Source organism: Pseudomonas taeanensis MS-3 (assembly GCF_000498575.2).
Lineage (GTDB): Bacteria > Pseudomonadota > Gammaproteobacteria > Pseudomonadales > Pseudomonadaceae > Aquipseudomonas > Aquipseudomonas taeanensis.
In genome coordinates, this window is the sequence record NZ_AWSQ01000001.1 from 1195500 (window position 1) to 1208611 (window position 13112).

The 13112-nt window shown below is 62.7% G+C and carries 10 protein-coding genes; all 10 read right to left on the bottom strand.

Annotated elements, in window-relative coordinates; genetic code table 11:
- Positions 1-6 precede the first annotated feature (6 nt).
- The 10 genes from TMS3_RS05185 to TMS3_RS05230 all read right to left on the bottom strand — a co-directional run bounded on the left by TMS3_RS05185 (position 7) and on the right by TMS3_RS05230 (position 12984).
- Entirely contained in the window at positions 7-621 is a 615-nt protein-coding gene (locus TMS3_RS05185) for a TetR/AcrR family transcriptional regulator (RefSeq protein WP_025164192.1), read from the bottom strand.
- 78 nt (positions 622-699) lie between these two features.
- Positions 700-2382, bottom strand: a complete 1683-nt coding sequence (gene phaC / locus TMS3_RS05190; protein ID WP_025164193.1) for a class II poly(R)-hydroxyalkanoic acid synthase — start codon at positions 2380-2382, stop codon at positions 700-702.
- A 173-nt stretch (positions 2383-2555) separates the two neighbouring features.
- Positions 2556-3413, bottom strand: a complete 858-nt coding sequence (gene phaZ, locus TMS3_RS05195) for a poly(3-hydroxyalkanoate) depolymerase (RefSeq protein WP_025164194.1) — start codon at positions 3411-3413, stop codon at positions 2556-2558.
- Positions 3414-3567: 154 nt separating this feature from the next.
- Positions 3568-5247 (bottom strand): class II poly(R)-hydroxyalkanoic acid synthase, encoded by a 1680-nt coding sequence (gene phaC / locus TMS3_RS05200; protein ID WP_025164195.1) that lies wholly within the window; start codon positions 5245-5247, stop codon positions 3568-3570.
- 396 nt (positions 5248-5643) lie between these two features.
- On the bottom strand, positions 5644-6018 hold the full coding sequence (locus TMS3_RS05205) for a gamma-butyrobetaine hydroxylase-like domain-containing protein (protein WP_025164196.1): 375 nt from the start codon (positions 6016-6018) through the stop codon (positions 5644-5646).
- A gap of 54 nt (positions 6019-6072) precedes the next feature.
- Entirely contained in the window at positions 6073-7413 is a 1341-nt protein-coding gene (gene hslU / locus TMS3_RS05210) for an HslU--HslV peptidase ATPase subunit (RefSeq protein WP_025164197.1), read from the bottom strand.
- 28 nt (positions 7414-7441) lie between these two features.
- The gene (hslV, locus tag TMS3_RS05215; RefSeq protein WP_025164198.1) at positions 7442-7975 is read right to left on the bottom strand and encodes an ATP-dependent protease subunit HslV; all 534 of its coding nucleotides are present in this window, start codon (positions 7973-7975) and stop codon (positions 7442-7444) included.
- A 186-nt stretch (positions 7976-8161) separates the two neighbouring features.
- Entirely contained in the window at positions 8162-8848 is a 687-nt protein-coding gene (locus TMS3_RS05220; protein ID WP_025164199.1) for an SPOR domain-containing protein, read from the bottom strand.
- Positions 8849-10588 carry an arginine--tRNA ligase gene (argS, locus tag TMS3_RS05225; RefSeq protein WP_025164200.1) on the bottom strand — a complete coding sequence of 580 codons (1740 nt, stop codon included), beginning with the start codon at positions 10586-10588 and terminating at the stop codon, positions 8849-8851.
- Positions 10589-10764: 176 nt separating this feature from the next.
- Positions 10765-12984: a primosomal protein N' gene (locus tag TMS3_RS05230; RefSeq protein WP_025164201.1), complete on the bottom strand. Its 2220-nt coding sequence runs from the start codon at positions 12982-12984 to the stop codon at positions 10765-10767.
- Between the last annotated feature and the right edge of the window lie 128 nt (positions 12985-13112).

Sequence of the window (13112 nt, forward strand, 5' to 3'; positions counted from 1 at the left end):
GCTCACTCAGCTTTGCAGATAGCGTTGCGCCAGATGTTCGGCAGCGAAGCGTGAGTCAGCTGTCAGGTGCGGAGCCACCAGCATCATCACCTGGTAGACCACCAGGCGGCTTTCGCCCTGACTGCCGAGAATGCGTTGGTAGTCGAGTGAAAACAGCAGGGTCAGGGTGATCTGCTCGACCAGTTGTCCTAGGGCCTGGGTGTCGCTGACCAACTGGTTTTCCGCTTTCAAGCGGGCCAGCAATGACGCCAGCGTGCGTTTCAGCGCATTCAGCCAATGGCTGATGCCACGTGCCAGCTTCGGCAAGCGTCCAGCCAGGTTGGACAGGTCCTGAAACAGGAAGCGGTAGTGCGCCATACGCTCGACGATCAGGTGCAGGAACAGCCAGTAGTCTTCCGCATCCAGACGCGCATCGGCGGGTGGGTCGAGCAGCGGCGCCAGTTCTGCCTGGAAGCGTTCGAACAGCCCGAGAATCAGTGGTTCCTTGCCGTGGAAGTGGTAGTACAGATTGCCAGGGCTGATCCCCAGTTCGTTGGCGATCTCCAGAGTGGGGACGTTTGGTTCGCCCTGCTGATTGAACAGCGCCAGGGCACATTCAAGGATACGCTCGCGGGTTTTCATGGGCGCTTATTCTGACCACGGAAAAAGGGAGGTAACTGGCCGGAAAGCGGCCGGCAGTTATTGGGCGAGTGCAGGCATTCAGCGTACATGCACGTAGGTACCGGGAGCCGCTTCCATCGCTGGGTGTTTCTCGCTGCCGAGGGCTGGCAAAGTGTCGCGCTGCTCGCCGGAGCGCTCTTGAGCCCAGCTCAGCCATTGCGGCCACCAGCTGCCTTGCACGTGTTTGGCGTCGTGGTACCACGCGCGCGGGTCTGAGCTGAGTTTGTTGCATTCGTAGTAGTTGGCTTTGGGATTGCCAGGCGGGTTGAGGATGCTCTGGATATGTCCGCTATTGGACAGGATGAAACGCTTGTTGCCGCCGAGCAGCAGGGCCGAGCGGTACACCGCGTCCCAGGGGGTGATGTGGTCGTTGATACCGGCCACGCTGAAGCTGTCTATGGTGATTTTTTTCGGATCAATTGGGGTGCCGCAGACTTCCAGGCCGCCGGCATGGTTCAGCGGGTTGTATTTGAAAAAATCGATCAGGTCGCCATGCAGCGCAGCCGGCAGGCGGGTGTTGTCGTTGTTCCAGTAGAGAATGTCGAAGGCCGGCGGTTGTTTGCCGAGCAGGTAGTTATTGACCCAGTAATTCCAGATCAGGTCATTCGGGCGCATCCAGGCGAACACCTTGGCCATGTCGCGGCCGTCCAGGACGCCCCGTTGATAAGAGCGGCGCTTGGCTGTTTCCAGGGTCTTTTCGTCGGCGAAGAGCATGGCCGGACTGTCGAGCTGGCTGTCCAGCAGGCTGACCATGTAGGTTGCGCTGGCGACTTTGCGCAGCTGTCGTTTGGCTTGCAGGTAGCCTTGCAAGGCAGCGATGGTCAGGCCGCCGGCGCAGACGCCCAGCAGGTTGACGTCCTTGCTGTTGGTGATCGAGCGGCATGCGTTCATGGCTTCTTCCAGGGCCTGCACATAGCTCGACAGGCCCCACTCGCGATGTCGCGCATCGGGGTTGCGCCAGCTGATGATAAATGTCTGTAAGCCGTTCTTCAGGGCGTACTGGACGAAGCTCTTATCGCTAGCCAGGTCGAAGATATAGAACTTGTTGATTTGCGGTGGAACGATCAACAGGGGCCGGGCGTACTGTTTTTCGCTCATCGGGCTGTACTGGATCAGCTCCAGCATCTCGTTGCGAAATACAACTGCGCCGGGTGTGGTGGCTAGATTGCGGCCGACCTCGAAGGCCTGTTTGCTGACTTGCCTGGGCAAACCATCGTTGTGCAGCAGGTCGTCGAACAGTTGGCCCAGACCTTTGAACAGGCTGCTGCCGCCGCTGTTGAACAGCTCTTTGAGCGCCAGTGGATTGAGCGGGCTGTTAGAGGGCGACAGCGCGTCGCTGAGCAACGCCGAGACAAAGCGCGCGCGGGCGAGATCGTCGGCAGGTAGATCGCTTTCGTCGATCCACAGGTTCAGCTGTTTTTGCCAGACCAGGTAGGCCTGCAGACTGCGCCGGTAAAATGGATTGAGTTGCCAGGTCGGGTCGGCGAAGCGGGCGTCCTGCGGATTAATCTTATGCAGTGTGTCGCCGAGCAGTACGCGGCCTAACTGGCCGCCCAGGGCCAGGGTATGGCGGGCGCTGAGCAGCGGGTGTTTGAGGCCATTCAGCGCCAGACTGCGTACGGTGGAAAATAGATCGCGGCCGCGCATTCCGACCATGGCGCTTTGGACATTCATGAAGTTGGCCGGGACGGGTAAAGAGCCAGTAGGTGGCTTGTCTCGCATTGGGTAACACTCCGTCGTTAAACCATTGAGACTCAAGGTCTACGGGCCTGCAGCAAGGCTTATGCCAGGGCTCGCAGCCAGTCCATTACAGACAGTGTTGTGCAGAACTTCAAGTAGTTAAACCTGCCCTAAAGTAGGGCGAATATGCAGGTCGGGCGCTACAGTGGTGCGGCTCAATAACTGCGAGAGGGCGACGTTTGCGGATGCATCACCGCGGGCTGGCGCTCCTCGGCGAGGAACTTCATGATGATGGGCGCCACTGCTTCGGCACGGGTCACCAGGAACAGGTGGCCATCGTCGATTACGTGCAGCTCGGTATTGGGGATTCGCCAGGCCAGCAAACGCATGTTGATCAGCGGGATCAGCGGGTCGTCGTCGCCGGCCAGCACCAGAGTCGGTTGGCGGATCTTGTGTAACCAGTGGATGCTGGTCCAGCCGAGGCCGGCGAACAGTTGCCAGTAGTAACCCATCTTACCCCCGGAACGCACCTTGCTGGCATGCGCCAAGGCCAGTTTTGGGTCGCGACGGAAGGCCCCACCATAAATGTCCGGAGCGATCTGTACGCCGTAGGATGGTTGGATATAACGCCGTGGACTGGCCATGCGCCAGAGCACTTTTGGCTTGCCTGGAACCATCACCGCGCCGGCCGACGTGGCGGCCAGCACCAGTTTCTTGCAGCGTTCTGGATAGTCGTGGGCGAATTGTTGCGCCAGAGCGCCGCCCCACGACACGCCAATGGCGTTGACCTGGCCGTAATCCAGGTAATCGAGCATACGCGCCGCCAGCTTGGCCAGGCCGGGGAAGCGGTAGGGCGTGCTGGGGGTCGAGGAACCGCCGACGCCGGGCACGTCGAAGGCGATCACTTCGAGGTCCGGGTCGAGCGCCCGGACGAAGGGCATGACCAGTTCCAGGTTGGCGCCGATGCCATTGAAAATCAGCAGCGGCACCATCAGCCCGTTGCCGGGACGAACGGCGGTACGGATGGTCTGGCCATCCAGTTCGATGGTACGAAATACGAATGGTAACGGCATGCGCAGAAGCCCTATCAATTTAAATGCTGAGTCAGGCTGTCCCGGCCGCTCCCAAAACCTCCAGGTAAACCTGGTTCACCAACCCGACAGCGTTGGCCGGGTAGGCGAACGGCACGTCCCGGTGCCGTTAGCAGTGTTGCCCAGTGCGCGCTGTTCAGCGTTCGTGGACATAAGTTCCCGGCGCGGCCTCGCCAGCGGGATAGCGTTTGTTGCCGAGGCTGGTCGGCGCCTTCTTGGTCTTGCCGGAGCGTTCGCCAAGCCAGGCCTGCCAGTGCAGCCACCAGGAATCGGCGTGCTTGGTCGAGCCTTCCTGCCAGGCCTTCGGGTCGAGCGGCATGTCCGTATTGGTCATGTAGCGTGCCTTGGGGTTGCCAGGCGGGTTGAGGATGCTCTGGATATGCCCACTGTTGGACAGCACGAATTCGCATTTGCCGCCGAACAGGTGTGCCGACTTGTAGCAGGACTCCCACGGCGTGATGTGATCGGTGGTGCCCGCGAGGCAGAACAAGTCGCAGGTGACTTGGTTGAGGTCGATGGGCGTGCCGCATACTTCGAGGGCATTGGCGCGGGTCAGCGGGTTGGTCTTGAACATCTCGATGAACTCGCCGTGTAGCGCTGCGGGCAAGCGAGTCGTGTCGTTGTTCCAGTAGAGGATATCGAAGACGGGCGGCTCGTTGCCGAGCAGGTAGTTGTTGACCCAGTAGTTCCAGATCAGGTCATTTGGGCGCATCCAGGCGAACACCTTGGCCATGTCGCTGCCTTCCAGTACCCCTGATTGATAAGAGCGTCGTTTGGCTGCTTCCAGGGTTTTCTCGTCGGCGAACAGTGCAACTTGGGTATCCAGCTGAGTATCCAGAACGCTGACCAGCAGGGTCAGGGCGTGTACCTTCTGTTCGCCGAGCGCGGCGTAATGGCCGAGCAGCGAGGCGGTGGTCAGGCCGCCAGAGCAGGCGCCGAGCATGTTCAGGTCTTTGCTGCCGGTGATCGCCAGAACTGCGTCGATGGCTTCCTTCAGCGCTTCGATATAGCTCGACAGGCCCCACTCGCGCTGCGCCTTGGTCGGGTTACGCCAGCTGACCACGAAGGTCTGTATGCCGTTACGCAGCAGAAAGCGCGCCACGCTCTTCTCTGCCGACAAGTCGAAGATATAGAACTTGTTGATCTGCGGCGGTACCACCAGCAATGGACGTTCATGCACCTGTTCGGTGCTCGGGCGGTATTGGATCAGTTCCAGCAGGTCATTACGGAACACCACAGAGCCTTCGCTGGTGCCCAGGTTCTTGCCGACTTCGAAGGCGTCCATGTTGACCTGGCTCGGCATGCCGCCGTTATTGACCATGTCCTTGGCCAGATGGGACAGGCCATCGAGCAGGCTCTTGCCGCCGGTTTCGAAGAAGCGTTTGACTGCGGCAGGGTTGGCCATGCTGTTGCTCGGCGCCATGGCTTCGGTCATCAGGTTGATGACGAAATGGCCGCGACTGGCATCCTGTTCCGACAGGTTGCTGTGCTCGATCCAGTCGTGCAATTCCGTGCGCCAGGATAGATAGGTCTGCAGATAGCGCTTGTACAGCGGGTTCTGGCTCCAGGCCGGATCGGCGAAGCGGCGGTCACCGGGTTCGGGTTGCAGCTCGGATTGACCGAGCAGCACGTTCTTCAGTTCCATACCGAAATGGGCGATGTGCTTGGCGCTGTGCAAGGGTTGTTTGATGGCTTGGGTGAGCACCATGCGTGCCGAGGTCAGCAGGTCTTTACCGCGAATGCCGACGACCGGGTTAAGGCCGAGGGTGCTTTCAGACGCCTGACGTTTCAGGTCATCAGTACTTTTATCAGTCATCTACGACGCTCCATTGTCCTGAGGCGAATACCGTCGTTACTGCTGTGCGCGGCGACACAGGGCTGGGGCCTGGTATTGCTCGGGTTACCGGGTGCGGATCAACTCCGCATCTATCTATGCAGCTGGCATATCAGGTCATTGAAACACTGCGGCGTTCGGCTATAGGAGTTGAGGTCAGCCTGAGGGTGCGCAAGTGCGTTTTCTCTGACTGCGTCTTGCCTGACGTTCACGCGCTACATGTATCAACGACTTGATGGCCAAATGCAGGGAACTTGCCAGTTCCTTGGTTACCCGAGTTCGTCAATTAACGCAAGCTGGTCGCGATAGGGGCCAAATGTGGGGGGAGTATGCCGAGAAGGATTAGAAAATGCGCTCTAACCGGGCGCGGGGCTCATGCTAGAGCATCAGTTTGACCACGGACTGCTCCGGGTCACGGGTTTTGCCAGCGGCGGCGAGGGCGCTTAGGTAGTCGGTCCACAGGGTTTCCTGCTGGGTCGCCAGCTCATAGAGATAGTCCCAGGTGAACAAGCCGCTGTCGTGGCCGTCGTCGAAGCACAGTTTTAGGGCGTAGTTGCCCGCCGGCTCGATACTGCTCAGGCCGACATGCAGTTTGCCGAATTGCAGGATGGGCTTGCCGTGGCCTTGCACTTCGGCAGAGGGGGAGTGCACGCGCAGGAATTCGGCAGGCAGGGTATAGCGCTCGTCACCATAGGCTAGGGTCAGGGTTTTCGAAGCTTTATGCAATTCGATGGCGCTGGGGATTTTCGGCATTGTGCTTGACCTGTGTGCCGCCCGGAGGCTCTCCGGGCGGCGTGGGTTGCTCTATCAGAGAATATAGCGCGACAGGTCTTCGTCTTCAGCCAGTTCGCCGAGGTGACTGTTGACGTACGTCGCGTCGATGCGGATCGGCTGGTCGTTATGCTGGGCTGCCAGGTCGCCGGCGCTGAAGGAAACCTCTTCGAGCAGGCGTTCGAGCAGGGTGTGCAGGCGGCGCGCGCCGATGTTCTCGGTCTTCTCGTTGACCTGCCAGGCGATCTCGGCGAGGCGTTTGATGCCATCCGCAGCGAACTCGATAGCCAGGCCTTCGGTGTTGAGCAGGGCAGCGTATTGCTCGGTCAGGGAGGCATGCGGCTCGGTGAGGATACGCTCGAAGTCTTCCGGGCTCAGCGCCTTGAGTTCGACGCGGATCGGCAGGCGGCCTTGCAGTTCCGGCACCAGGTCGCTCGGCTTGCTCAGATGGAAGGCGCCCGAGGCGATGAACAGGATGTGGTCGGTCTTGACCATGCCCAGCTTGGTATTCACCGTGCAGCCCTCGATCAGCGGCAGCAGGTCGCGCTGCACGCCCTCGCGGGAGACGTCGGCGCCGCTGGTATTGCCGCGCTTGGCGACCTTGTCGATCTCATCGATGAAGACGATGCCGTGTTGCTCCACGGCTTCCAGGGCGCGGGCTTTCAGTTCCTCCTCGTTGACCAGGCGCGCGGCTTCCTCGTCGCGTACCAGCTTGAGTGCCTCCTTGACCTTGAGCGTGCGGCTCTTCTTCTTGCCCTTGCCCATGTTGGAAAACAGGCTCTGCAGCTGATTGGTCATCTCCTCCATGCCCGGTGGGGTCATGATTTCGATGCCGGCCGGGCTATCGGCCACTTCGATGTCGATCTCCTTGTCATCCAGCTGACCTTCGCGCAGGCGCTTGCGGAACAGCTGGCGAGTGTTGGAGTCACCGGTCGGTACCGGGTCCTCATTGAAACCGGCACGTGCCGGCGGCAGCAGGGCATCGAGGATTCGCTCTTCGGCAGCATCTTCTGCGCGGTGGCGGACCTTGACCATCTCCTGCTCGCGCAACATCTTCACCGCTGCATCGGCCAGGTCACGGATGATCGACTCGACGTCGCGGCCGACGTAGCCGACTTCGGTAAACTTGGTCGCTTCGACCTTGAGGAAGGGCGCATTGGCCAGCTTGGCCAGGCGTCGGGCAATTTCGGTTTTGCCGACGCCGGTGGGGCCGATCATCAGGATGTTCTTCGGGGTGACTTCGGCTCGCAGCTCGGCGGGCAGTTGCATGCGCCGCCAGCGGTTACGTAGGGCGATGGCGACGGCGCGCTTGGCGTCGTCCTGGCCGATGATGTGGCGGCTGAGTTCGTGAACGATTTCGCGGGGGGTCATGGACATGGGCGGCTCCGAAATAGACGACGACTGGTTAAATAGCCGAGTCCAGTTCCTCGATAGTCAGATTCTGATTGGTAAAGACACAGATGGACGCGGCAATGTTCAGCGCCTTTTCCGCGATTTCGTGGGCGGACATCTGCTCGGTGTTCTGCAGCAGGGCCAGCGCCGCGGCCTGGGCGAAACCGCCACCGGAACCCATGGCGATCAGGCCGTGCTCGGGCTCGACGACATCGCCGTTGCCGGTGATGATCAGCGAGGCGTCCTTGTTGGCCACGGCGAGCATGGCTTCCAGGCGGCTCAGCGAGCGGTCGGTGCGCCAGTCCTTGGCCAGCTCGACAGCGGCGCGCACCAGATGGCCCTGGTGTTTTTCCAGCTTGCCCTCGAAGCGTTCAAACAGGGTGAAGGCATCCGCAGTGGCACCGGCGAAACCGGCGAGGACCTGGCCGTGATAGAGGCGGCGAACCTTCTTCGCGTTGCCTTTCATCACGGTGTTGCCGAGGGAAACCTGGCCGTCGCCGCCCATGACGACTTTGCCGTGGCGACGTACTGAAACGATGGTGGTCAAGGGAGAGTCTCCACGCAGCGGGGCGAAAATGCCCAATGCAAACTCAAATGGGGGGGGCGTGGGTGCTTTTCAACCGGCGGCGGCTAATTCTCGGCCGAATGGCACCGGCGTGGCTGTAACAGCAGATTACCGGCGCGGTGCTGGGTGGCGCGCAATCTGACCCGCATGGCGGGCCGTGGGGCGGGGTTAACGGCTGGGTCGCTGTTGCAGCAGCAGGTTGCTGAAGCCGTTGGCGGCCAGGGCTTTTTGCGACTGAGCCAGCTGCTCGCGGTTGGCGAAAGGGCCGACCAGTACCCGGTGCCAGGTTTCCTTGCGCACCGTACTGGGTTCAATGCGAGCGCTCTGGCCGAGCAAGATGATCTGCGCGCGCAGGGTTTCCGCATCGTCCTGGCGGCGGAACGAGCCGGCCTGAAGGAAGAATTGAGTGCTGCTCGGAGCCTGCGCCACCACCGGTGGGGGTGGCGGAGTCTGGCCGCTGAGGGCGGTCAGGGCACGCGCCGCGTCGATCTTGGCCGCCTCTTCGGGGCTGACCGGTTGCGGCGTCGACGGCTCCGCAGGGGGGGCGACGGGTTGCGACGGCATGATGACTTCCGACTCGGGCAGCAAGGTGTAGAAGTCATATTTGGGTGTGGCCGGTGCGGGCTTTGCGGGCGGTTTGCTCGCAGTTTTGTCCGCCTGGCCGGCGCGCGCCTGTTCGGCCTTGCTGCGCTTGATCTCGTCGCGGCCGGGTTCGAGGCTGAACAGGAACATCATGAAACCGCCGATGGTCAACCCGCAGGCCAGCCAGATCCAGGCCGGCACGGGCCTCTTCGCCGGCGCCTTGTAGCGGCTGGCGCCACGTTTGGTGGCGGGCTTCTTGCGGGCGGCGGCCATTTACATGCGCTCCAGGGTTTCCAGGCCGAGCAGTTCCAGGCCTTGCTTGAGTGTGCGCCCGGTCAGGGCTGCCAGGCACAGGCGGCTCTGCTGGGTCGCCTGGTCCTCGGCGGCGAGGATCGGGCAGTGCTCGTAGAAACTGGAGAACAGCCCGGCCAGGTCGTATAGGTAGGCGCACAGCAGGTGCGGCACGCCTTTCTCGGCGACGCCGTTGAGCACCTCGCCGAACTGCGCCAGCTTGCCGGCCAGGTCGATTTCCTGGGGGGCCTGCAGACTCAACGGGCCGGTTGCCTGCTCGTAGCCCTGGCCCAGCTTGCGGAACACGCTGGCCACGCGGGTGTAGGCGTACAGCAGGTAGGGCGCGGTATTGCCCTCGAAGCTGAGCATCTGCTCGAAGTTGAAGCTGTAGTCGCTGGTGCGGTGTTTGGACAGGTCAGCGTACTTGACCGCGCCGATGCCGACGGCGTGGGCGATGCGGCGCAGTTCGTCCTCGGCGAGATCCGGGTTTTTCGCCTTGACCAGGGTGTAGGCGCGTTCCTCGGCTTCGTCGAGCAGGTCGATGAGCTTCACCGTACCGCCGTCTCGGGTCTTGAATGGACGGCCGTCGGCGCCGTTCATGGTGCCAAAGCCCATGTGTTCGAGCTGCATGTCGGTGTGAACGAAGCCGGCGCGTCGGGCGACCTCGAAGGCCATCTGGAAATGCAGGGCCTGGCGTTGGTCGACGAAGTACAGCGCGCGGTCGGCCTTCAGCGTCTGGCTGCGGTAGCGCATGGCGGCCAGGTCGGTGGTCGAATACAGGTAGCCACCGCCGGCTTTCTGCACGATCACCGGTAGCGGATTGCCTTCGGCATTCTTGAACTCGTCCATGAATACGCATTGCGCGCCATTGCTCTCGCTGAGCAGGCCCTTGTTGCGCAGAGCGGTGATGATGCCCGGCAGTTCGGCGTTGTAGGCGCTCTCGCCCTTGACGTCGGCGGGGCTGAGTTTCACGCCGAGGCGGTCATAGGCCTTCTGGCAGTGCGACAGGGAAATGTCGTTGAAACGGTGCCACAGGCGCATGCACGCCGGCTCGCCGGCTTGTAGTTGCACCACCAGCTCGCGGGCGCGTTCGGCGAAATCGGCGGAGTCGTCGAAGCACTTCTTCGCCGCGCGGTAGAAACCCTCCAGATCGGCCAGCTCGCTGTCGGCGGCCTCCGGGTTGGCTTCCATAAAGGCCAGCAGCATGCCGAACTGGGTGCCCCAGTCGCCCACGTGGTTCTGCCGGATGACCTGGTCGCCGAGAAACTCCAGCACCCGCGCGACGGCGTCACCAATGATGGTCGAGCGCAGGTGGCCGACGTGCATTTCCTTGGCCAGGTTCGGCGAGGACAGGTCGATCACCACGGTCTGCGGACTGCCGGCTTTGCGTACGCCGAGCTGGGCGTCGGCCAGTGCGACTTGCAGCCGCCCGGCCAGCGCCTCACTGTTCTGGAAGAAATTCAGGAAGCCTGGGCCGGCGATGGCCACCTTGCTGATCTGCGCGTCGGCGGGCAGCGCGGCGATCAGTTTCTCGGCGAGGTCGCGCGGTTTCATGCCAGCCGGTTTGGCCAGCATCATGGCGATATTACTGGCGAAGTCGCCGTGGCTCTTGTCCTTGGTGTTCTCCACCTGAATCACCGGGCTGAGGCCGGCAGGTAGCACGCCTTCGGTGGTCAGGCGGGTCAGGGCTTGCTGGATCAGGTGGCGAATGCTGTCTTTCATGGTCTGCTCGTTCGGCCGCGGAGGCGGGACGCGCCGAAGCGCTAGTGGAAAACTGCGCATTATCGGTGCGCGGCGGGGCTCGCTTCAAGCGGCAGTCGGCAGTCGGTTGATGTCGAACGCTGTCGGTACGTGATGAAGCACGGCAGCAGCGGGGTCAACATCTTAGCTGGTATGAGCTAAAACAAGTCGATCGGGTCGACATCCAGCGACCAGCGTACCGCGCGGCCGCTGGGCATTTGTTCCAGTGCCGCGGTCCAGCTGTTCAACAGCCGATGCAGGGCCGCTCGGGTTTCGCCTTGCACCAGCAGTTGAGCCCGATAACGGCCGGCGCGCCGCTCCATGGGCGCCGGTACCGGGCCGAGCAGTTCGATGCCGCTGAGTTTCAGTTCGTCCAGCAGCAGTTCCGCTTCCGTGCAGGCGTGGTCGAGAAAGCCCTCGGCCTGGCCGGGTTTGTGCGCTTCGGCGCGCAGCAGGGCGAGGTGGCAAAAAGGCGGCAGGCCGGCACCGCGGCGCTCGCTGAGGGCCTGCTCGGCAAAGGCGAAGTAGCCCTGCTCGGTCAGCTGGACCAATAGTGGATGGTCGGCCAGATGACTCTGGATGATCACCTTGCCGGGCTCCTCGGCGCGCCCGGCCCGCCCGGCGACCTGAACGATCAGTTGGGCCATGCGCTCGCTGGCGCGGAAGTCCGCGGAAAACAATCCGCCGTCGGCATCCAGAATCGCCACCAGGGTGACGCGCGGGAAGTGATGGCCCTTGGCGAGCATCTGGGTGCCGACCAGGATGCAGGGCTCGCCGCGCTGGATGGTGCTGAGCAGGTTGTTCATCGCCTCCTTGCGCGAGGTGCTGTCACGGTCCACGCGCAGCACCGGCACCTTCGGGAAGAGAATCGCCAGGCGCTCCTCGGCGCGTTCGGTGCCGGCACCGACCGGGCGCAGATCGACCTTGGCGCACTTCGGGCAGTTGCTCGGCTGGCGCTCGACATGGCCGCAGTGGTGGCAGCGTAATTCATGCGAGCGCTGATGCACGGTCATCCGTGCATCACAGCGCGGGCATTCCGATAGCCAGCCGCAGTCGTGGCACAGCAGGGTCGGGGCGAAGCCGCGGCGGTTGAGAAATACCAGGACCTGCTGACCGGCCGCCAAAGTCTGGCCGATGGCTTGCTGCATGGGGCCGGAGATCCCGGAGTCGAGCGGTCGGCTCTTCACATCCAGGCGCAGAAAGCGCGGCTGCTTGGCGCCGCCGGCCCGCTCGCGCAGGTGCAGCAAGGCATAGCGGCCACTGTGGGCGTTGTGCAGGCTTTCCAGCGACGGCGTGGCGGAGCCGAGCAGGATCGGGATGTTTTCCTGATGAGCGCGCACCACGGCCAGATCGCGGGCGTGATAGCGCAAGCCTTCCTGCTGTTTATAGGAGGCGTCATGCTCCTCATCGATGATGATCAGCCCAGGGCGCTGCATCGGAGTGAACAGCGCCGAGCGGGTGCCGATGATGATGTCGGCCTCGCCATCGCGAGCGGCCAGCCAGGCCTCCAGGCGCTCGCGGTCGTTTACCGCCGAGTGCAGCAGGGCGATCCGTGCATTGAAACGCTGCTCGAAGCGCGCCAGGGTCTGCGGGCCCAGGTTGATTTCGGGAATCAGCACCAGCGCCTGCTTGCCAGCTTCCAGGGTTTCGCGGATCAACTGCAGGTAGACCTCGGTCTTGCCACTGCCAGTGACGCCGGCGAGGAGGAAGGCATTGAAACTGCCAAAGCCGGTGCGCACCGCTTCGGCGGCAGCCCTCTGTTCGGGATTGAGCGGCAGCTCCGGTTGCGCCAGCCAGTTGGCGTGGCGTGCGCTGGCGGCATGCCGGCGTATATTGACATGCACCAGCCCTTTCTCGTGCAGCAGGTCGAGGCTGTCCTTGCTCAACTGCAACGTGCTCAGCAGCGAGTGGGCGACACCGTGGGGGTGTTGCGCGAGTGTCTTCAGTGCATCGCGCTGGCGCGGCGCGCGGCTTAGGCGCGGGTCGTCCAGTTGTGCGCCCGGGGCTATGGACCAGAAACGCTCCTGGCGCACCTCGGCCGGCTCGCCCTGGCGCAGCAGTACCGGCAGGGCCCAGCTGAGGGTGTCACCGAGGCTGTGCTGGTAATATTGCGCAGTCCACAGGCACAGCTTGAACAGCGCAGGCGGCAGCGGCGATTGAGCGTCAAGCAGCTGCAGGGCGGGCTTGAGCTTGTCCGCAGGCACCTCGCTGTGATCGGTCACCTCGATCAGGATGCCGATCAGTTCGCGCCGGCCAAAGGGTACGCGCAGGCGCGCGCCAGGTTGCAAGGCGCTGCGCGGCACGCCGGGCGGCGCCCGATAGTCGAACAGGCGGCGCAGTGGCGAGGGCAGGGCGAGGCGCAGAATGGGGTCGGGCACGCGATGGGCTCCGGTCGAAGGAGGCGCGATCTTAGCATGCAGGCATGCGACGGCCGGCGGCGAGGGCCGCTTGCATCGGGCAAGTGGTCTGGTATGATCCGCGGCCTATTTCCGTGCGGTACCTGACA